Consider the following 19,208-nt stretch of genomic DNA (forward strand, 5'->3'; position numbering starts at 1 on the left):
TGCCGCCGTGATTTATCCGCCCAGCGGGGTCGGGTGCGGGTGCATCACGGCGCGCTGCCGTTCCTCCTCAAGGAATTTCATGATGATCGGCGCCACGGCTTCGGCGCGGGTGATCAGAAACAGATGACCGTCGTCGATGATGTGCAACTGGGCGTTGGGAATCCGCCAGGCGAGCATGCGCATATTGATCAACGGGATCAGCGGATCGTCGTCACCGGCCAGCACCAGGGTCGGCTGATGGATCTTGTGCAGCCAGTGAATACTTGTCCAGCCGAGGCCGGCGAACAGTTGCCAGTAGTAACCGAGCTTGCCCGCCGAACGTACTTTCGCTGCATGGCTGGCAGCCAGCGTCGGGTCGCGACGGAATGAGCCGCCGTAGATCAACGGCGCAATGCGGATCACGTGGGACGGCTGGATGTAGCGTCGCGGGCTGGCCATCATCCACAGCACTTTCGGCTTGCCCGGCACCATGAAGGCGCCGGCCGCAGTCGCCGCCAGCACCAGTTTCTTGCAGCGTTCGGGGTAGTCGTGGGCGAATTGCTGCGCCAGCGCGCCGCCCCACGACACGCCGATCACGTTGACCTGACCGTAGTCGAGGTAGTCGAGCATCCGCGCCGTCAGCTTCGCCAGCCCGGGAAAGCGATAAGGCCGGTTGGGCGTCGACGAGCCGCCGACACCGGGTACGTCGAAGGCGATCACTTCCAGATCCGGGTCCAGCGCCGCGACGAACGGAAACACCAGCTCCAGGTTGGCGCCGATGCCGTTGAAAATCAGCAAGGGCGTCAAATGAGGCTTGCCGGGGCGTACCGCGGTGCGGAGGGTCTGCCCATCCAGATCGACGGTACGGAAAATGAACGGTTGCGGCATGCTTCAGGCCCTGTGGGTCAATCTCAATATCACCTCCAATCCCTTGTGGGAGCGGGCATTGTGGCGAGGGGATTTATCCCCGATCGACTGCGAAGCAGTCGCACACCCTCAAACGCGGAGAATCATAGTTGCCGCGAATGCAGGTTTTGGGGCCGCTGCGCGACCCATCGGGGATGAATCCCCTCACCACAAGCCCGCTCCCACAGGGGGATGAGGTGTGTCAGTTACCGCTCATGAACGTAAGTGCCCGGCGATGCTTCACCTGGCGCGTACGCCTTGTTGCCGAGTTTGGTTGGTGCTTTTTTCAGATTACCCGAGCGCTCGGCCTGCCACGCCTGCCAGTACAGCCACCAGGAATCGGTGTGCTTGGTCGAGTTCTCTTGCCATTCGTCGGCATTGGCGGCCATGCCTTCGCTGGTCATGTAGCGCGATTTCGGGTTGCCCGGCGGGTTCAGGATGCTCTGGATGTGCCCGCTGCTCGACAGCACGAACTCGACCTTGCCGCCAAACAGCTGCGCCGACTTGTAGCAGGACTTCCACGGGGTGATGTGGTCGTTGGTACCGGCCAGCGAGAAAATGTCGGCGGTGACCTGCTTGAGGTCGATCGGCGTGCCGCACACTTCCAGTGCATTGGGGCGGATCAGTGGGTTGTTTTTGAACATCTCGATCAGGTCGCCGTGGAACGCGGCCGGCAGTCGAGTCGTATCGTTGTTCCAGAACAGGATGTCGAACACCGGTGGCTCGTTGCCCAGCAGGTAGTTGTTGACCCAGTAGTTCCAGATCAGATCGTTCGGGCGCATCCACGCGAAGACCTTGGCCATGTCTTTGCCTTCGAGCACGCCGGCCTGATATGAGTGACGCTTGGCGGTCTCGAGGGTCTGCTCGTCGACGAACAGGGCGACGTCGCTGTCCAGGGTGGTATCGAGCACGCTGACCAGCAGGGTCAGGGCGTTGACCTTCTTTTCGCCGAGCGCGGCGTAGTGGCCGAGCAGGGCGGTGCAAGTGATGCCGCCGGAACAGGCACCGAGCATGTTCACGTCTTTGCTGCCGGTGATGGCGGTGACCACGTCGACTGCTTCCTTCAGCGCATCGATGTAGGTCGACAGGCCCCACTCGCGCTGGGCCTTGGTCGGGTTGCGCCAACTGACGATGAAAGTCTGCACGTTATTGCGTAGGCAGAAGCGCGCCAGACTCTTGTCCGGGCTCAGGTCGAAAACGTAGAACTTGTTGATCTGTGGCGGCACGACGAGCAACGGCCGCTCATGGACCTGCTCGGTGATCGGCTTGTACTGGATCAGCTCCAGCACGTCGTTGCGAAACACCACCGCGCCTTCGGTCACGCCCAGGCTCTTGCCGACCTCGAACGCGCCCATGTTGACCTGGCTCGGCATGCCGCCGTTGTGTACCAGATCCTTGGCCAGATGCGAGAGGCCGTCGAGCAGGCTTTTGCCGCCGGTCTCGAAGAAGCGTTTGACTGCCGCCGGGTTGGCTGCGGTGTTGGTCGGGGCCATGGCTTCGGTCATCAGGTTGATCACGAAGTGGCCGCGTGCGATGTCTTTGGGTGACAGGCTGCTGTCGTCGATCCAGGAATGGAGCTCCTTGCGCCACGCCAGGTAAGTTTGCAGATAACGTTTGTAGAGCGGGTTCTGACTCCACGCCGGATCAGCGAAGCGACGGTCATCGCTGGCCGGTTGCAGTTCGGATTTGCCGAACAGCACGTTCTTCAGTTCAAGACCGAAATGGGTCACGTGCTTGACGCTATGGATCGGTTGTTTGATGGCCTGGGTCAGCACCATTCGAGCAGAGGCCAGCAGATCCTTTCCGCGCAGCCCAACGACGGGATTAAGCCCCAGGGTGTTTTCCGAGGCTTGGTACTTCAGGTCATCGTTATTCTTGTTACTCATCTACGACGCTCCATTGTCCTGAGACGAGTACCCGGTTTCTGCTGTGCAGTTCCACAGCGAATGCCAGGTACTACTGCTCGGGTGACCGTTAATTCTGCATAGCTGCTTTACAGTCGTAGAGCACTGCAGGGAACTTGCCAGCTCCATTGGTTACCCGAGTTTAATTTTTTTCGCAAGCAGGCCGATCCTCGGCCACACAGCAGAGCATTCAAACAGATGAATTTAGAAAATGCCCTCTAAACAGCAAGAGTCTCGGACTAGAGCATCAGCTTGACGATTGACTGGTCCGGATCGCGGGTTTTCCCGGCCGCTTTGAGCTCGGCCAGATAATCGGCCCAGAGTGCGTCATGGCGTCGCCCCAGCTCGTAGAGATATTCCCAGGTGAACAAGCCGCTGTCGTGACCGTCGTCGAAGGTCAGTTTCAGTGCGTACTGACCGGCCGGTTCCAGGCCGCTGAGGCCGACATTGAGCTTGCCGAATTGCAGGATCGGTTTGCCGTGGCCCTGGACCTCGGCGGAAGGGGAATGCACGCGCAGGAATTCGGCGGGCAGGGTGTACTCCTCGCCGGACGCGTATTTGAGCGTCAGGGTTTTCGAGGCTTTGTGCAGTTTGATGTCGGTGGGGATTGAGGTCATGGTCTGGCGTCCGTTGTGTGGGCGACCCTGATTCAAATGTGGGAGCGGGCTTGCTCGCGAATGCGGTGTGTCAGCCAACATTGCTGTCGACTGGCACGGCCTCTTCGCGAGCAAGCCCGCTCCCACAGGGTCCGCTACCGCTGTAAGTATGGCTTACAGGATATAACGGGACAGGTCTTCGTTCTGCGCCAATTCGCCCAGATGGCTGTTGACGTACGCAGCGTCGATCAGGATCGGCTTGTCGTCATGCGCGCTGGCCAGATCGCCGGCGCTGAACGACACCTCCTCCAGCAAACGCTCAAGCAGCGTGTGCAGACGACGAGCACCGATGTTCTCGGTCTTCTCGTTGACCTGCCAGGCGATCTCCGCCAGACGCTTGATGCCTTCCGGCTGGAACTGGATGTTCAGGCCTTCGGTTTTCAGCAGCGCGCAATATTGCTCGGTGAGCGAAGCGTGCGGCTCGCTGAGGATGCGCTCGAAGTCTTCCGGGCTCAGCGCCTTGAGTTCGACGCGGATCGGCAGACGGCCTTGCAGCTCGGGCACCAGATCGCTCGGCTTGCTCAGGTGGAACGCACCGGAAGCGATGAACAGGATGTGGTCGGTCTTGACCATGCCCAGCTTGGTGTTGACGGTGCAGCCCTCGATCAGCGGCAGCAGGTCGCGCTGTACGCCTTCACGGGACACATCGGCGCCGCCGACATTGCCGCGCTTGGCGACCTTGTCGATCTCGTCGATGAACACGATACCGTGCTGCTCGACCGCTTCCAGCGCCTTGGCCTTCAACTCTTCTTCGTTGACCAGACGCCCGGCCTCTTCGTCGCGCACCAGTTTCAGCGCTTCTTTGACCTTGAGCTTGCGAGCTTTCTTCTTGCCCTTGCCCATGTTGGCGAACAGGTTCTGCAGCTGGCTGGTCATTTCTTCCATGCCAGGCGGCGTGGCGATTTCGATGCCGGCCACTTCGGCGACTTCGATCTCGATTTCCTTGTCGTCCAACTGGCCTTCGCGCAGGCGCTTGCGGAACAGCTGACGGGTGTTGGAATCGCTGCTCGGTGCTTCTTCATTGCTGAAGCCCATGCGTGCAGGCGGCAGCAGTGCGTCGAGGATACGGTCCTCGGCAGCGTCTTCGGCACGGTGACGCACGCGGGTCATTTCCTGCTCGCGGAGCATCTTGATCGCGGCGTCGGCCAGATCACGGATGATCGATTCGACGTCGCGGCCGACGTAGCCGACTTCGGTGAATTTGGTCGCTTCGACCTTGATGAACGGCGCGTTGGCCAGTTTCGCCAGGCGACGGGCGATCTCGGTTTTACCGACACCGGTCGGGCCGATCATCAGAATGTTCTTCGGGGTCACTTCAACGCGCAGCTCTTCAGGCAGCTGCATGCGGCGCCAGCGGTTGCGCAGGGCAATCGCGACGGCGCGCTTGGCATCGTCCTGGCCGATGATATGGCGGTTGAGTTCGTGGACGATTTCGCGGGGAGTCATGGACATAGTAATTGGCGGTCCTCAAGCAGAAAAAAGCCGTGGCACAGTGGCCGTATCAGGCTTCTTCAGCGAGATCCTGCTCCTCAATGGTCTGAGTGTGGTTGGTGAATACGCAGATGTCTGCAGCGATGCCCAGTGCGGTTTCGACGATTTCACGGGCCGACAGGTCGGTCTTTTTCAACAGTGCGCTGGCTGCAGCCTGTGCATAGCCACCGCCGGAACCCATGGCGATCAGGCCATTCTCGGGTTCGACCACGTCACCGTTGCCGGTGATGATCAGCGAGGCGTCCTTGTTGGCGACCGCGAGCATGGCTTCGAGGCGGCTCAGGGAGCGGTCGGTGCGCCATTCTTTGGCGAGTTCGACAGCGGCGCGGATCAGGTGGCCCTGATGTTTCTCGAGCTGGCCTTCGAAACGTTCGAACAGGGTAAAGGCGTCGGCGGTGGCACCGGCGAAACCGGCGATGACCTGACCGTGGTACAGGCGACGCACCTTTTTGGCGTTGCCTTTCATCACGGTGTTGCCGAGAGAAACCTGGCCGTCGCCGCCCATGACGACTTTGCCGTGGCGGCGGACTGAAACGATGGTGGTCAAGGGAAGAGTCTCCACGCAGCGGGGCGAAAGTGCCTTATGCCCATTCATATGGGGGTGCTGGAGAGGATTTCAACCGGGCAGGGCAATGGGAGACGAATGGTTTGTGATGACCGTGGCGAGGGGATTTATCCCCGATGGGGCGCGAAGCGGCCCTGAATCCAGCAATTGCAGTAGGAATGACACACCGCGAATGCCGGATTTACGACTGCTGCGCAGCCGGTCGGGGATAAATCCCCTCACCACAAGATTGTGGGCAACCTCAGAGTGAGGTGCCCACAGGCCAATCAGCGGCTCTGGCGTTGTTGTAACAACAGGTTGCTGAAGCCGCTGCCGGCCAATTGTTTCTGTGCGGTGGTCAGTTGCTCGCGATTGCTGAACGGGCCGACCAATACGCGGTACCAGGTTTCATCCTTCACCGTGCCCGACTCAACCGAAACAGCCTGGCCCAGCAGAATGATCTGCGCCCGCACCTTGTCCGCGTCCGCCTCTTTGCGGAACGAACCGGCCTGGAGGAAGAACTTGGTCACCGGCGCCGCTTTCGCCACCGGTGGCGCTGGCGGCGGGGTAATGCCCGACAGCGCAGCCTGCGCCCGCGCGGTATCGATCTTCGCCGCTTCCGCCGGGGTGACCGGCGTGGTCGGCACTTGTGGCGTCGGCAGGGTTTTCTCCGGCACGGCATCCGGCGGCACGATCACTTCCGATTCCGGCAGCAGCGTGTAGAAGTCGTACTTCGGCTTCACCGGTTGCGTCGGGCTCGGCGGGGTCTTGTTGGCCTCGGCGATTTTCGACGCTTTCTGCTGTTGCGCCTGCTCGACTTTCTCGCGCTTGACCGTGTCGCTGCCCTTGCCTGGCTCCAGTTTCATCAGGAACACGATGAACGCACCGACCGTCAGGCCGATGGCCATCCACAGCCAGCCCGGGATCGGTTGCTTTGCAGGAGCTTGGTAACGGCTGGCGCCACGCTTGGGTGCAGGTTTTTTCTTGGCAGCCAACTTACATGCGCTCCAGAGTTTCCAGGCCCAACAGTTCCAGGCCTTGCTTGAGAGTACGACCGGTCAGCGCGGCCAGACGCAGACGGCTCTGCATCTGGACCGGCGTCTCGGCGGCGAGGATCGGGCAGTTCTCGTAGAAGCTGGAGAACAGACCGGCGACGTCATACAGATAAGTGCAGAGGATGTGTGGTGTGCCTTTTTCCGCGACGTTGTTCAGCACTTCGCCGAACTGCGCCAGCTTCGCCGCCAGCTCTTGCTCGTGCGCGGCTTCGAGGACGATCTGGCCCTCGACTTCGCTGAAGTCCTTGCCCAGTTTGCGGAACACCCCGGCCACACGGGTGTAGGCGTACAACAGGTACGGCGCGGTGTTGCCTTCGAAATTCAGCATCAGGTCGAAGTTGAAGCTGTAGTCGCTGGTGCGGTGCTTGGACAGGTCGGCGTATTTCACCGCACCGATGCCGACAACCTTGGCGATGTTGCGCAGTTCGTCTTCGGCCAGTGTCGGGTTTTTCTCTTTGACCAGGTTGTAGGCACGTTCCTGGGCTTCGGTCAGCAAATCGATCAGCTTCACGGTGCCGCCATCACGGGTCTTGAACGGACGGCCGTCGGCGCCATTCATGGTGCCGAAGCCCATGTGCTCCATTTCCATCGGATGGGTCACGAAACCGGCCTTGCGCGCCACGGCGAACACTTGCTGGAAGTGCAGGGCCTGACGTTGGTCGACGAAGTACAGCGCGCGGTCGGCCTTCAGTTTGCCAGAACGATAGCGCACGGCCGCCAGGTCAGTGGTGGCATAGAGGTAGCCGCCGTCAGCCTTGACGATGATCACTGGCAGCGGATCGCCGTCGGCGTTCTTGAACTCGTCGAGGAACACGCACTGGGCGCCGTTGCTCTCGACCAGCATGCCGGCGGCTTTGAGGTCGTTGACCACGTTGATCAGGTCGTCGTTGTAGGCGCTTTCGCCCATCACGTCGGCCATGGTCAGTTTGACGTTGAGCAGTTCGTAGATCTTCTGGCAGTGCGACAGCGAGATGTCCTTGAACCTGGTCCACAGCGCCAGGCACTCGGCATCGCCGGCCTGCAGCTTGACCACCAGACCACGGGCGCGGTCGGCGAACTCTTCGGATTCGTCGAAACGCTGCTTGGCGGCGCGGTAGAAGTTTTCCAGATCGGACAGCTCGTCGCTGGTGATCGGGTTTTCCTGCAGATACGCCATCAGCATGCCGAACTGGGTGCCCCAGTCGCCCACGTGGTTCTGGCGGATCACTTCGTCGCCGAGGAACTCGAGAACACGGGCCACGCCGTCGCCGATGATGGTCGAGCGCAAGTGGCCGACGTGCATCTCTTTGGCCAGGTTCGGTGCCGACAGGTCGACCACGGTGCGCTGCGCCGGGCCGGCCTTGCGCACGCCAACGTTAGCGTCGGCCAGAGCGGCGTCGAGGCGCGAGGCCAGGGCCTGGGTGTTCTGGAAGAAATTGATGAAGCCCGGACCGGCGATTTCGGCCTTGGTGACGTTCTCGTCGGCCGGCAGCGCGGCGATGATTTTCTCCGCCAGATCGCGCGGCTTCATGCCCGCAGGCTTGGCCAGCATCATGGCGATGTTGCTGGCGAAGTCGCCGTGGGTTTTGTCGCGGGCGTTCTCCACCTGAATCGCCGGCGACAGGCCTTCAGGCAACACACCTTCGTTGACGAGTTGGGTGAGGGCTTGTTGGATCAGCTGGCGAATGGTGTCTTTCATGGTCTTCTCTTTCGACCGCAAGCGCGGCGGCGCATCGATGCGCGGGTGGAAAAACTGGGCATTATCCGTTGCGAAGACGGGCTTGCCAACCTTAGCAGGCAGCTTATGGATATGTGGTGACAATTCGGGCCTCTTCGCGAGCAAGCCCGCTCCCACAATGGATCAGCGGCGTTCATTTGTCTGGCTCATACCCTGTGGGAGCGGGCTTGCTCGCGAAGGCGATTTTCAGATCAATACAGATCCACGGGATCGACATCCAGCGACCAGCGCACCGCGCGCCCGCTCGGCATCTGCTCTAATTCCAGCAACCAGCCGGCGAGCAACCGATGCAGCGGCGCCCGCGCTGTCGCCTGCACCAACAACTGTGCACGATAGCGACCGGCACGCCGCTCCATCGGCGCCGGCACCGGCCCGAGCAATTCGATGCCGCTCAGATTCTGCTCGACCAGCAAGCGTTCGGCCGCGCTGCATGCCTCATCGAGAAAACCTTCGGCCTGCCCCGGTTTGTGCGCTTCGGCACGCAACAGGGCCAAGTGTGAAAACGGTGGCAGTCCGGCAGCCCGGCGCTCGCTCAAGGCCTGCTCGGCGAAAGCGAAGTAACCCTGCTCGGTCAGTTGCACCAATAAAGGATGGTCGGCCAGGTGGGTCTGAATGATCACCTTGCCCGGCTCCTCAGCCCGCCCGGCGCGCCCGGCGACCTGCACGATCAATTGCGCCATGCGCTCGCTGGCACGGAAGTCGCCGGAGAAAAGTCCGCCGTCGGCATCCAGAATCGACACCAGCGTAACCCGGGGGAAGTGGTGCCCCTTGGCCAACATCTGGGTGCCGACCAGAATGCATGGCTGACCCTTCTGAATGGTCGCGAACAGCTGATTCATCGCGTCCTTGCGCGAAGTGCTGTCGCGGTCGACGCGCAGCACCGGGTAGTCCGGGAACAGAATCGCCAGGCGCTCTTCGGCGCGTTCGGTGCCGGCGCCCACCGGCCGCAGATCGACTTTGTTGCACTTGGGGCATTGGCGCGGCGTGCGCTCGACGTTGCCACAGTGGTGGCAGCGCAGTTCGCCGTAGCGCTGGTGCACGGTCATTCGCGCATCGCAGCGCGAGCACTCGGACATCCAGCCGCAATCGTGGCACAGCAGCGTCGGCGCAAAGCCGCGGCGGTTGAGGAACACCAGCACCTGCTGGCCGGCCGCGAGGGTCTGGCCAATGGCTTGTTGCATCGGCCCGGAAATGCCGCTGTCCAGCGGGCGGCTTTTCACGTCCAGCCGCAGGAAACGTGGTTGTTTGGCGCCGCCGGCCCGCTCGTTGAGGCGCAGCAGGCCATAACGACCGGTGTAGGCGTTGTGCAGGCTTTCCAGTGAAGGCGTGGCAGAGCCGAGGACGATCGGGATGTTTTCCTGTCGCGCGCGCACCAGTGCCAGATCCCGGGCGTGGTAGCGCAGGCCTTCCTGCTGTTTATAGGAGCCGTCGTGCTCTTCGTCGATGATGATCAGCCCCGGGTTCTTCATCGGGGTGAACAGCGCCGAGCGGGTGCCGATAATAATGTCGGCCTCGCCGTCGCGGGCAGCGAGCCAGGCGTCGAGGCGCTCACGGTCGTTGACCGCCGAATGCAGCAGGGCGATACGCGCATTGAAGCGCTGCTCGAAACGCGCCAGGGTCTGCGGACCGAGGTTGATCTCCGGGATCAGCACCAGTGCCTGCTTGCCGGCTTCGAGGGTTTCGCGGATCAGTTGCAAATAGACTTCGGTCTTGCCGCTGCCCGTGACCCCGGCCAGCAGAAACGCGTGATAACTGTCGAACCCGGCACGGATCGCTTCGTAAGCGGCGCGTTGTTCGGTGTTCAGCGGCAACTCCGGTTGCGCCAACCAATGTTCATGGCGCACGCCAGGGGCGTGCCGACGAATCTCCACTTGCACCAGACCCTTGGCCAGCAGCAGGTCGAGGCTGTCCTTGCTCAGCATCAGCTTGCTCAACAACTGATGGGCCACGCCGTGCGGGTGCTGCGCCAGTGTTGCCAGTGCTTCCCGTTGCCGTGGCGCGCGGGCGACGCGCGGATCATCGAGGCTGGCGCCGGGGGCGACTGACCAGAAGCGCTCCTGTCGCGCCTCGGCCAGTTCGCCCTGACGCAGCAGCACCGGCAGCGCCCAGCTCAAGGTGTCGCCGAGGCTGTGCTGGTAATACTGCGACGTCCACAGACACAGCTTGAACAGTGCGGGCGGCAGCGGCGGCTCTGCATCGAGCAGGGCCAACGCCGGTTTGAGTTTCTCCAGAGGCACGTCGCTGGTATCGGTGATCTCGACCAGAATCCCGATCATCTCCCGCCGCCCGAACGGCACCCGCAGGCGCATGCCCGGCTGCAATTGGGCGCGCAGCACCCCGGCCGGGGCCCGATAGTCGAACAGGCGGCGCAGGGGCGAAGGCAGGGCGAGGCGCAGAATGGCGTCGGGCACGCGGGGGGATCTCGATCAACACAAAAGGAGGCTTGGCGCAGATCAACTGTGGGAGCGAGCTTGCTCGCGAACGCGGTGTGTCAGGCACGAAGTCATCAACTGGCACAACGCGTTGGCGAGCAAGCTCGCTCCCACAGGGGAGTGCGTTCAAGGCCGGGAGCCTAGCAGACGGTCGGTCTCAGGGACAGCTTGCGCGATTGACATTGTCTGGTAGAATCCGCGGCCTAATTACGTGCGGTATTCAACAATAGTGTTGGGTGGCGGCACGCTAGCTGAGGAAGACATCATGAAAGCTGATATCCACCCGAATTACCCAGAAGTTGCAGTAACCTGCAGCTGCGGCAACAAGTTCGAAACCCGTTCGACCTTCGGCAAAGCCCTGGCGATCGACGTTTGCAACGAGTGCCACCCGTTCTACACCGGTAAGCAGAAGACTCTGGACACCGGTGGCCGCGTTCAGAAGTTCGCCGACCGTTTCGGTGCCTTCGGCGCCAAGAAGTAAGATTGGTCATTCTGGAAAACTTCGACGGTTTCTCCAGGCTGATGAAAAAGGCGTCCCTTGTGGGCGCCTTTTTTGTGTCCGCAATTTGGCTGTCCGCAGCCCAGGCATTTTGCCCCACGCCTGCCGGCCTGAGCAGCGTCAGCGTCCAGCGCGTGGTCGATGGCGACACCTTGCGCCTGAGCGACGGGCGCAGTGTACGCCTGATCGGCCTCAACACCCCGGAACTGGGCAAACAGGGGCGCAGCGACGAGCCATTCGCCGTGGCAGCGCGCAAGCGCCTCGAAGCGCTAGTGGCGGACAGCGGCGGGCGGGTCGGTTTGCAGCTCGGCAAGCAGGCCAAGGACCATTACGGCCGCACCCTCGCGCATGTCTACAGCGCCAGCGGCGCCAATCTCGAAGCGCAAATGCTCGCCGACGGCCTCGGTTTTCAGGTGGCGGTGGCACCGAATGTCGATCTTGTTGCCTGTCAGCAGGCGGCCGAACGCAGCGCCCGGCAGGCCGGTCGGGGCCTGTGGCGCCAGTCACCTGTACTGAAAGCGGAGCAGATCCGCACTTCGGGTTTCGCCTTGGTCAGTGGGCGTGTGAGCAAGGTTCAACGCAATCGCGGCGGAATCTGGATCGAGTTGCAGGACTCGGTTGTACTGCGCGTTGCACCCAATCTCGTCGGACAATTCGACAACGCCCGGTTGCAGACGCTGCAGGGCAGACAGATCGAGGCTCGCGGCTGGGTCGTCGACCGTTCGCGGCGTGGCGGGTTGAAACCGGGTCAGCCGCGTTGGCTGCTGCCGTTGACCGATCCGTCGATGCTGCAAAGCGCGCGCTGAAGAAAAATTGTAGACATTTTTTCTGTCGATTGTGAACAGTCAAGCCCTTGTGCGCCGTGGCTCTTGGCCCAAAGTCGTAGGACAGGGCGCTTGACAGGGGTGACCGCTCAGTCTTGTGGGGACTTTGCGAGGCGCGTATCCTCGCTGACCAGTCTGTCCAACAGTAAAAAGCGGAATGCCAAAATGTCTGATCTGAAAACTGCCGCTCTCGAATATCATGCCAATCCTCGTCCAGGGAAGCTGAGTGTCGAGCTCACCAAGGCCACTGCTACCGCCCGCGACCTGTCGCTGGCCTACAGCCCCGGCGTAGCTGAACCAGTGCGTGAGATCGCCCGCGATCCTGAACTGGCCTACAAATACACCGGCAAGGGCAACCTGGTTGCAGTCATTTCCGATGGCACCGCGATTCTGGGCCTGGGTAACCTCGGCCCACTGGCCTCCAAGCCAGTGATGGAAGGTAAAGGCGTACTGTTCAAGCGCTTCGCCGGCATCGACGTATTCGACATCGAAGTCGACTCCGAAAGCCCGCAAGCCTTCATCGACACCGTAAAACGCATCTCCATCACTTTCGGCGGCATCAACCTGGAAGACATCAAGGCGCCTGAGTGCTTTGAGATCGAACGTGCTCTGATCGAGCAGTGCGACATTCCGGTATTCCACGATGACCAGCACGGCACCGCGATCGTGACCGCTGCGGGCATGATCAACGCCCTGGAAATCGCCGGCAAAACCCTGCCGGAAGCCAAAATCGTCTGCCTCGGCGCCGGCGCTGCGGCCATCTCCTGCATGAAGTTGCTGGTGAGCATGGGCGCAAAAATCGAAAACATCTTCATGGTTGACCGTACCGGCGTGATCCACTCCGGCCGTGATGACCTGAACCAGTACAAAGCCGTGTTCGCTCACGCCACCGACAAGCGCAGCCTGGCTGATGCTCTGCAAGGCGCTGACGTGTTCGTCGGTCTGTCCGGCCCGAACCTGCTGAGCGCTGAAGGTCTGCTGTCGATGGCGGCCAACCCGATCGTCTTCGCCTGCTCGAACCCGGATCCGGAAATCTCCCCGGAACTGGCGCACGCCACTCGCAGCGACGTGATCATGGCCACCGGTCGTTCCGACTACCCGAACCAGGTCAACAACGTTCTGGGCTTCCCGTTCATCTTCCGTGGTGCCCTGGACGTTCGCGCCAAGCGCATCAACGAAGAAATGAAAGTGGCTGCGGCCAACGCCCTGCGTGAGCTGGCCAAACTGCCAGTGCCACAGGACGTGTGCGACGCCTACGGTGGTGCGCCGCTGGAATTCGGTCGTGAGTACATCATTCCGAAGCCAATGGACAAGCGCCTGATCACCCTGATCTCCGACGCTGTGGCCAAGGCCGCGATCGAGACCGGTGTGGCGACCCTGCCGTATCCGAAGAACTACCCGCTGAAAAGCGTGGATGACGTGTTCAACGGCTAAGCCGTTGTAGCGCTTCAACGAAAGCCCCGGCTTGTGAGAGTCGGGGCTTTTTTGTGCCTGAAGATCAAGAGCCTCCTCACCCTAACCCTCTCCCAAAGGCAGAGGGGACTGACCGAGTTGTCTGGGTTCATACGCCGACCTATAAGGGTGGTGTCGATTATGGATTCGGCACAGCACGTTCAGGTCGGCGCAACGCTCGAGCATCCCCCTATCAGTCCCCTCTCCCTCCGGGAGAGGGCTAGGGTGAGGGGCTCTTGATTTTCAGGCATAAAAAAGCCCCGCACTTCTTTCGAAGGCGGGGCTTTTTGGGGCGCATTGATCAGAACAGATCGATTGGTGCCTGCTCATCCGCCGGCAGCGGACTGCCCGGTACGGCGCCGTTGCCCAGCTCATTCACCGAGGGCGGCGTGTCTTCGGACTTGAACAGCTCGAAGTAGGCGCCCGGCGTGCTCGGCGTTGCCGCACGACCGCTGACCGGATCCACCCGCAGGCTGAGAATGCCTTCCGGCTCAGGCTGTACGTGCGGCGGCTTGTCCTTGAGCGCGGCAGACATGTAGTTCATCCAGATCGGCAACGCCACGGTGCCACCAAACTCGCGGCGACCAAGGCTTTCCGGCTGGTCAAAGCCGGTCCACACGGTGGTCACGTAATCGGCGTTGTAACCGGAGAACCACGCATCCTTCGATTCGTTGGTGGTACCGGTCTTGCCGGCGATGTCGCTGCGACCCATGGCCAGTGCGCGGCGTCCGGTGCCGAGCTTGATCACGTCCTGCAGCATGCTGTTGAGGATATACGTGGTGCGGCCATCGACGATCCGCTCAGCCACGGCCGGCGCTTGTGGCGCAGTGGCAGCGCCCGGTGCTTCACCCGGAACCGGAGCGGCGTTGACGGTGATCGGCTGAGACTCCGGCGCGGCAAGGCCATCGGTCGCCGAGCCACCCTGTGGCACGGTCGGCGGGTTGGCGACGAACAGCGTGTCACCGTTGCGGCTTTCGATCTTGTCGATGATGTACGGGGTGATCTTGTAGCCGCCGTTGGCGAAGGTGCTCCAGCCGGTAGCGATCTCCATCGGGGTCAGGGTCGCGGTGCCCAGTGCCAGCGACAGGTTCGGCGGCAGGTCCTGCTTGTTGAAACCGAAGCGGGTGATGTAGTCGATGGTCTTGCCCACACCCATCGCCTGCAACAGGCGGATCGACACCAGGTTACGCGACTTGTACAGCGCCTCGCGCAGACGGATCGGGCCGAGGAAGGTGTTGGTGTCGTTCTTCGGCCGCCAGACCTTGTCCAGGTACTCGTCGACGAACACGATCGGCGCATCGTTGACCAGCGTCGCGGCGGTATAACCGCTGTCCAGTGCAGCACTGTAGACGAACGGCTTGAAGCTCGAACCCGGCTGACGCTTGGCCTGCAGGGCGCGGTTGTAGTTGCTCTGCTCGAACGCAAAGCCGCCGACCAGCGAGCGAATCGCGCCGTTCTGCGGATCCAGCGACACCAGCGCGCCTTGCGCCTGCGGGATCTGGCTGAATTTCAGCGAATTGTTCGGCTGACGCTGCACGCGAATCAGATCGCCGACCTGCGCCACATCCGACGGCTGGCGCGGTGCGGCACCCATGCTGTTGGTGTTGAGGAACGGCCGCGCCCATTTCATGGTGTCCCAGGCGACGTGTTCTTCGCCGGTACGGGTCAGCACCTGCAAGCCATTCTTGTCGACCTGGGTAACGATGGCCGGCTCCAGGCTGCTGATGGTGCGCTGCTTGGTCAGCTCGGTCGCCCAGGCTTCGTGAGTCTTGCCCGGCAGGCGCGACTCGGGTCCGCGGTAGCCATGGCGCTGATCGTAGGTCATCAAGCCTTCGTGCAGCGCGGTGTTGGCCATTTCCTGCAGGTTGCTCGGCACCGTGGTGGTGACGCGGAAACCTTCGGTGTAAGCGTCGCTGCCATAGCGACCGACCATTTCGGCACGGGCCATTTCGGCGATGTACGGTGCGTTCACTTCCGGGGTCGGCACGTGATAGCTGGCGTTCAGCGGCTCGTTGATCGCGGCGGTGTAGTCAGCCTCGGAAATCTTTCCGAGCTTGTACATGCGTCCGAGAATCCAGTCGCGACGCTCCTTGCTGCGCGCCGGGTTGGCCAGCGGGTTGAAGCGCGACGGGGCTTTCGGCAGGCCGGCGATCATCGCCATCTGCGCCAGGCTGACGTCGCGGATCGACTTGCCGTAATACACCTGCGCCGCCGCCTCGATGCCGTAGGCGCGGTTACCCAGGTAGATCTTGTTCACGTACAGCTCGAGGATCTCGTCCTTGGTCAGCTGCCGCTCGATCTGCAGGGCCAGAAGAATCTCGGTGGTTTTGCGCGAGAAGCTGCGTTCGCTGGTCAGGAAGAAGTTCTTCGCCACCTGCATGGTGATGGTGCTGCCGCCGGACTGAATGTGCCCGCTTTTGACCAGTTGGGTCGCGGCGCGCATCAGGCTGCTCGGATCGACGCCATAGTGGTTGGCGAAATTGTCGTCTTCAGCACTTAGTAACGCATTAATGAAATTGGGTGGAATGTCGGCGAAACGGATCGGAGTACGGCGCATTTCGCCAAATTCTGCGATCAACTTGTTGTCGCTGCTGTAGACCCGGAGCGGAATCTGCAACTGAATGCTTCTCAGCGCCTCCACAGACGGCAAACCCGGACTAAGGTAAAGAAACGCGCCGCTGAGACCTAAAAGCAGTCCGCAGAAAACGGCGACGATGGACCAACCGAAAAATTTCAGCAGACGAATCAAGGCTTTTGAACATCCAGGGCAAAGAATGAATTGGGCGACAGGGTTCCGGTAACACACAGAACAGGCTGGGCCGGCAGTAAAAAGCGGAAAAAAACGCTGGGCATTATAAGCACTTTTCTGCTGGGGGCGTCATTTGCGCTTCTGTCAAGACGGGGTGAAGGAACGCAATGCGTATTACAGAGTCCGTAACTCACGGAAAGTCATAGGGAATTGGTAGTGCTGGGACTCTTCAAGAAAAAGACCAATACGTTACTGGGGATCGACATCAGCTCCACTTCGGTGAAGCTGCTGGAGTTGAGCCGTCAGGGCGACCGCTACCGGGTCGAGGCCTACGCGGTAGAGCCGCTGCCGCCCAACGCCGTGGTCGAAAAGAATATCGCCGAGCTCGAAGGCGTGGGCCACGCCTTGGCCCGGGTGCTGGTCAAGGCACGCACCGGGCTCAAGAGCGTGGCGGTGGCGGTGGCCGGTTCTGCGGTGATCACCAAGATCATCGAGATGGACGCCGGGCTGACCGATGACGAGCTGGAAAACCAGCTGAAGATCGAAGCCGACCAATACATTCCCTATCCACTGGACGAAGTCGCCATCGATTTCGAAGTCCAGGGCGTGTCGCCGCGCAACCCGGAGCGGGTCAGCGTGCTGCTGGCCGCCTGTCGCAAGGAAAACGTCGAAGTCCGCGAAGCGGCGCTGGCGCTGGCCGGGCTGACCGCGCGCGTGGTTGATGTCGAGGCCTATGCGCTGGAGCGCTCGTTCGGCCTGCTCGCCACTCAACTGGCAGCCTCGCAGGAACGCCTGACCGTGGCGGTGGTGGACATCGGCGCGACCATGACCACCCTCAGCGTCCTGCACAACGGCCGCATCATCTATACCCGTGAGCAGCTGTTCGGTGGCAGGCAGCTGACTGAGGAGATCCAGCGCCGCTACGGCCTGACCGTCGAGCAGGCCGGGCTGGCGAAAAAGCAGGGCGGTCTGCCGGACGACTATGTCAGCGAGGTATTGCAACCGTTCCGTGATGCTCTGGTGCAGCAGGTCTCGCGCTCGTTGCAGTTCTTCTTTGCCTCCGGGCAGTACAACGCGGTCGATCACATTCTGCTGGCCGGCGGCACCGCCTCGGTGCCGGGGCTGGATCGGCTGATCGAACAGCGTCTGGGTACCCCGACCCAGGTCGCCAACCCGTTTTCCGACATGGCCTTGAGCAGCAAGGTCAACGCCGGGGCCCTGGCCAGTGACGCGCCGGCCCTGATGATTGCCTGCGGGCTCGCGCTCAGGAGTTTCGACTGATGGCGCGGATCAACCTTCTCCCCTGGCGTGAGGAACGCCGCGAAGAGCGGCGCAAACGCTTTCTGCTGATTCTGATCGGGGTGTTCGTCGGTTCGGTGGGCGCAGTGTTCATCGCCGATCAGATCGTCGGCACCGCCATCGAGCGGCAGACAGCACGCAATGACTACATTGGCAAACAGATCGCGGTGGTCGACGAACGGATCAAGCAGATCAGCGAACTCAAGGCACGGCGCCAGCAACTGGTCGAGCGCATGCGCATCATCCAGGACTTGCAGGGCAACCGGCAGATCAGCGGACGAATCTTCGACCAACTGGCGCGCACGCTGCCGGACGGGGTGTATTTCACCAGCGTGAAATTGCTCGGCAAGACGCTGTCGATCAGTGGCGCGGCGGAGTCGAACAATCGCGTCTCGGAGCTGATGCGCAATCTGGACGCTTCCGACTGGTTCGATGCGCCCAGCTTGAACGAGGTGAAAGCGACGACCGCCGGTCAGGTGGATCAGGCCAACGTCTTTCAGCTGACTGTGCGTCAGACCCAGCCAGCCGTGACGGAGGGCGAAAAATGAAGCCGTCCGAATGGCTGCAAAGTCTGCGCAACATCGACTTCAACGATCTGGACACCAGCAATATCGGCTCCTGGCCGGCCGCGGTGAAAACTATCGCGGGAGCATTGCTGGCGGTGCTGGTGTTGGCGCTTGGCTATAACTTTTTCATCAGCGACATGGAAAACCAGCTGGAAGCCAAGCGTCAGGAAGAGGACACCTTGAAGGAGCAGTTCGCCAGCAAGGCGCACATGGCCGCCAACCTGGAGCTGTACACCCAGCAGATGAAGGAGATGGAGACCTCCTTCGGCGTGCTCTTGCGGCAGTTGCCCAGCGACACCGAGGTCCCGGGATTGCTCGAGGACATTACCCGTACCGGGCTGGGCAGCGGTCTTGAATTCGAAGAGATCAAGCTGCTGCCGGAGGTGACCCAGCCGTTCTACATCGAGCTGCCGATCCAGATCACTGTCACCGGGGCTTACCACGACCTCGCGACCTTCGTCAGTGGCGTCGCCGGGTTGCCACGGATCGTCACCTTGCACGATTTCGAACTGGCACCGGCCAATCCCGACGGCGGGACGAAGCTGCGCATGAGCATTCTCGCCAAGACCTACCGCTATAACGACAAGGGGTTGGACAAATGACCCCGATCCGTTATTTCGCTTTGTCAGTGCTGGTGCTCGGCCTCAGTGGTTGCGGCAGCAGTGACGAATTCAGCGACCTCGACGCCTACATGAACGAAGTGCGTCTGCGCCCGGCCGGCAAGATCGAGCCGACGCCGACCTTTCATTCCTATCCTACCTTTACCTACAGCGCGGCCAACCTGCGTAGCCCGTTCTCGCGCCAGGTGCGCGTCGATCTGGCCGGGCAGCAGCGTGGCTCGCGCAACGTCAAACCCGACCCCAACCGGGTCAAGCAATACCTCGAAGGTTTCAACATCGAGCAGTTTGAAATGGTTGGCACGATCTCCAATGCCAGCGGCTCCTTTGCCTTGCTGCGCGGGGCGGGTGCAGTGCATCGGTTGAAAGTCGGCGACTACCTGGGGCGCAACGACGGGCGCATTGTCGCCATCAGCGCCACTCAGGTCGATGTGGTCGAGATCGTGCCCGACGGCGAAGGCGCCTGGCTGGAACGTCCGCGCACCATTCCTTTGAAAGAGCACTCATAGTGGAAGTCG

16 protein-coding genes are annotated in these 19,208 nt (G+C 61.6%); 7 read left to right on the forward strand and 9 right to left on the reverse strand.

The genetic code is table 11. The annotated features are described in order from the left end of the window. Positions 1-12 precede the first annotated feature (12 nt). The 8 genes from phaZ to M0808_RS09765 form a co-directional block, all read right to left on the reverse strand. Positions 13-867 carry a poly(3-hydroxyalkanoate) depolymerase gene (gene phaZ / locus M0808_RS09730; protein WP_027611303.1) on the reverse strand — a complete coding sequence of 285 codons (855 nt, stop codon included), beginning with the start codon at positions 865-867 and terminating at the stop codon, positions 13-15. A 224-nt stretch (positions 868-1,091) separates the two neighbouring features. Further along, a complete protein-coding gene (gene phaC, locus M0808_RS09735; RefSeq protein WP_027611304.1) occupies positions 1,092-2,771 on the reverse strand; it encodes a class II poly(R)-hydroxyalkanoic acid synthase in 1,680 nt (559 codons plus the stop codon). 257 nt (positions 2,772-3,028) lie between these two features. Further along, positions 3,029-3,406, reverse strand: coding sequence for a DUF971 domain-containing protein (locus M0808_RS09740; RefSeq protein WP_003220870.1), 378 nt, complete (start codon positions 3,404-3,406; stop codon positions 3,029-3,031). A 153-nt stretch (positions 3,407-3,559) separates the two neighbouring features. Then, complete coding sequence (gene hslU / locus M0808_RS09745; protein WP_007968354.1) at positions 3,560-4,897, reverse strand: ATP-dependent protease ATPase subunit HslU; 1,338 nt, start codon at positions 4,895-4,897, stop codon at positions 3,560-3,562. Positions 4,898-4,946: 49 nt separating this feature from the next. Beyond that, positions 4,947-5,483: an ATP-dependent protease subunit HslV gene (gene hslV / locus M0808_RS09750; protein WP_003220875.1), complete on the reverse strand. Its 537-nt coding sequence runs from the start codon at positions 5,481-5,483 to the stop codon at positions 4,947-4,949. A gap of 284 nt (positions 5,484-5,767) precedes the next feature. Then, positions 5,768-6,475 carry an SPOR domain-containing protein gene (locus M0808_RS09755; protein ID WP_041074932.1) on the reverse strand — a complete coding sequence of 236 codons (708 nt, stop codon included), beginning with the start codon at positions 6,473-6,475 and terminating at the stop codon, positions 5,768-5,770. Position 6,476: 1 nt separating this feature from the next. Next, on the reverse strand, positions 6,477-8,213 hold the full coding sequence (argS, locus tag M0808_RS09760; RefSeq protein ID WP_247840904.1) for an arginine--tRNA ligase: 1,737 nt from the start codon (positions 8,211-8,213) through the stop codon (positions 6,477-6,479). 230 nt (positions 8,214-8,443) lie between these two features. Continuing rightward, on the reverse strand, positions 8,444-10,663 hold the full coding sequence (locus tag M0808_RS09765) for a primosomal protein N' (protein WP_247840906.1): 2,220 nt from the start codon (positions 10,661-10,663) through the stop codon (positions 8,444-8,446). Between the two features lie 286 nt (positions 10,664-10,949). Here M0808_RS09765 and rpmE point away from each other — a divergent pair, with 286 nt between their 5' ends. The 3 genes from rpmE (at position 10,950) to M0808_RS09780 (ending at position 13,441) form a co-directional block, all read left to right on the forward strand. Further along, the gene (gene rpmE / locus M0808_RS09770) at positions 10,950-11,165 is read left to right on the forward strand and encodes a 50S ribosomal protein L31 (protein ID WP_007968345.1); all 216 of its coding nucleotides are present in this window, start codon (positions 10,950-10,952) and stop codon (positions 11,163-11,165) included. A gap of 41 nt (positions 11,166-11,206) precedes the next feature. Further along, the gene (locus M0808_RS09775) at positions 11,207-11,989 is read left to right on the forward strand and encodes a thermonuclease family protein (protein ID WP_247840949.1); all 783 of its coding nucleotides are present in this window, start codon (positions 11,207-11,209) and stop codon (positions 11,987-11,989) included. A 183-nt stretch (positions 11,990-12,172) separates the two neighbouring features. Next, complete coding sequence (locus M0808_RS09780; protein ID WP_041074924.1) at positions 12,173-13,441, forward strand: malic enzyme-like NAD(P)-binding protein; 1,269 nt, start codon at positions 12,173-12,175, stop codon at positions 13,439-13,441. Positions 13,442-13,760: 319 nt separating this feature from the next. On the opposite strand, the gene M0808_RS09785 is transcribed toward M0808_RS09780, so the two are convergent. Further along, on the reverse strand, positions 13,761-16,208 hold the full coding sequence (locus M0808_RS09785; protein WP_096794690.1) for a penicillin-binding protein 1A: 2,448 nt from the start codon (positions 16,206-16,208) through the stop codon (positions 13,761-13,763). Between the two features lie 216 nt (positions 16,209-16,424). Between M0808_RS09785 and M0808_RS09790 the strand changes: the two genes are divergently transcribed. From M0808_RS09790 to M0808_RS09805, 4 genes are read left to right on the forward strand one after another with little or no spacing between them, the layout of a single operon-like run. Continuing rightward, positions 16,425-17,489 carry a pilus assembly protein PilM gene (locus tag M0808_RS09790; protein WP_247840908.1) on the forward strand — a complete coding sequence of 355 codons (1,065 nt, stop codon included), beginning with the start codon at positions 16,425-16,427 and terminating at the stop codon, positions 17,487-17,489. Then, entirely contained in the window at positions 17,489-18,055 is a 567-nt protein-coding gene (locus M0808_RS09795; RefSeq protein ID WP_247840910.1) for a PilN domain-containing protein, read from the forward strand. Before M0808_RS09790 ends, M0808_RS09795 begins: the two co-directional genes overlap by 1 nt. Then, positions 18,052-18,675 carry a type 4a pilus biogenesis protein PilO gene (gene pilO, locus M0808_RS09800; protein ID WP_098966813.1) on the forward strand — a complete coding sequence of 208 codons (624 nt, stop codon included), beginning with the start codon at positions 18,052-18,054 and terminating at the stop codon, positions 18,673-18,675. Before M0808_RS09795 ends, pilO begins: the two co-directional genes overlap by 4 nt. Next, entirely contained in the window at positions 18,672-19,199 is a 528-nt protein-coding gene (locus M0808_RS09805; RefSeq protein WP_098966815.1) for a pilus assembly protein PilP, read from the forward strand. The genes pilO and M0808_RS09805 overlap by 4 nt, the downstream gene beginning before the upstream one ends. Positions 19,200-19,208 lie beyond the last annotated feature (9 nt).

This window comes from Pseudomonas sp. MWU12-3103b (assembly GCF_023100615.1).
Lineage (GTDB): Bacteria > Pseudomonadota > Gammaproteobacteria > Pseudomonadales > Pseudomonadaceae > Aquipseudomonas > Aquipseudomonas putida_A.

Bases quoted from the DNA above. Each gene is read 5' to 3' on its own strand.
- phaC (WP_027611304.1), bottom strand. From the start codon at position 2,771: ATGAGTAACAAGAATAACGATGACCTGAAGTACCAAGCCTCGGAAAAC.
- argS (WP_247840904.1), bottom strand. From the start codon at position 8,213: ATGAAAGACACCATTCGCCAGCTGATCCAACAAGCCCTCACCCAACTC.
- pilO (WP_098966813.1), top strand. From the start codon at position 18,052: ATGAAGCCGTCCGAATGGCTGCAAAGTCTGCGCAACATCGACTTCAAC.
- hslU (WP_007968354.1), bottom strand. From the start codon at position 4,897: ATGTCCATGACTCCCCGCGAAATCGTCCACGAACTCAACCGCCATATC.
- M0808_RS09795 (WP_247840910.1), top strand. From the start codon at position 17,489: ATGGCGCGGATCAACCTTCTCCCCTGGCGTGAGGAACGCCGCGAAGAG.
- M0808_RS09740 (WP_003220870.1), bottom strand. From the start codon at position 3,406: ATGACCTCAATCCCCACCGACATCAAACTGCACAAAGCCTCGAAAACC.
- rpmE (WP_007968345.1), top strand. From the start codon at position 10,950: ATGAAAGCTGATATCCACCCGAATTACCCAGAAGTTGCAGTAACCTGC.
- M0808_RS09805 (WP_098966815.1), top strand. From the start codon at position 18,672: ATGACCCCGATCCGTTATTTCGCTTTGTCAGTGCTGGTGCTCGGCCTC.
- phaZ (WP_027611303.1), bottom strand. From the start codon at position 867: ATGCCGCAACCGTTCATTTTCCGTACCGTCGATCTGGATGGGCAGACC.
- M0808_RS09780 (WP_041074924.1), top strand. From the start codon at position 12,173: ATGTCTGATCTGAAAACTGCCGCTCTCGAATATCATGCCAATCCTCGT.
- M0808_RS09775 (WP_247840949.1), top strand. From the start codon at position 11,207: ATGAAAAAGGCGTCCCTTGTGGGCGCCTTTTTTGTGTCCGCAATTTGG.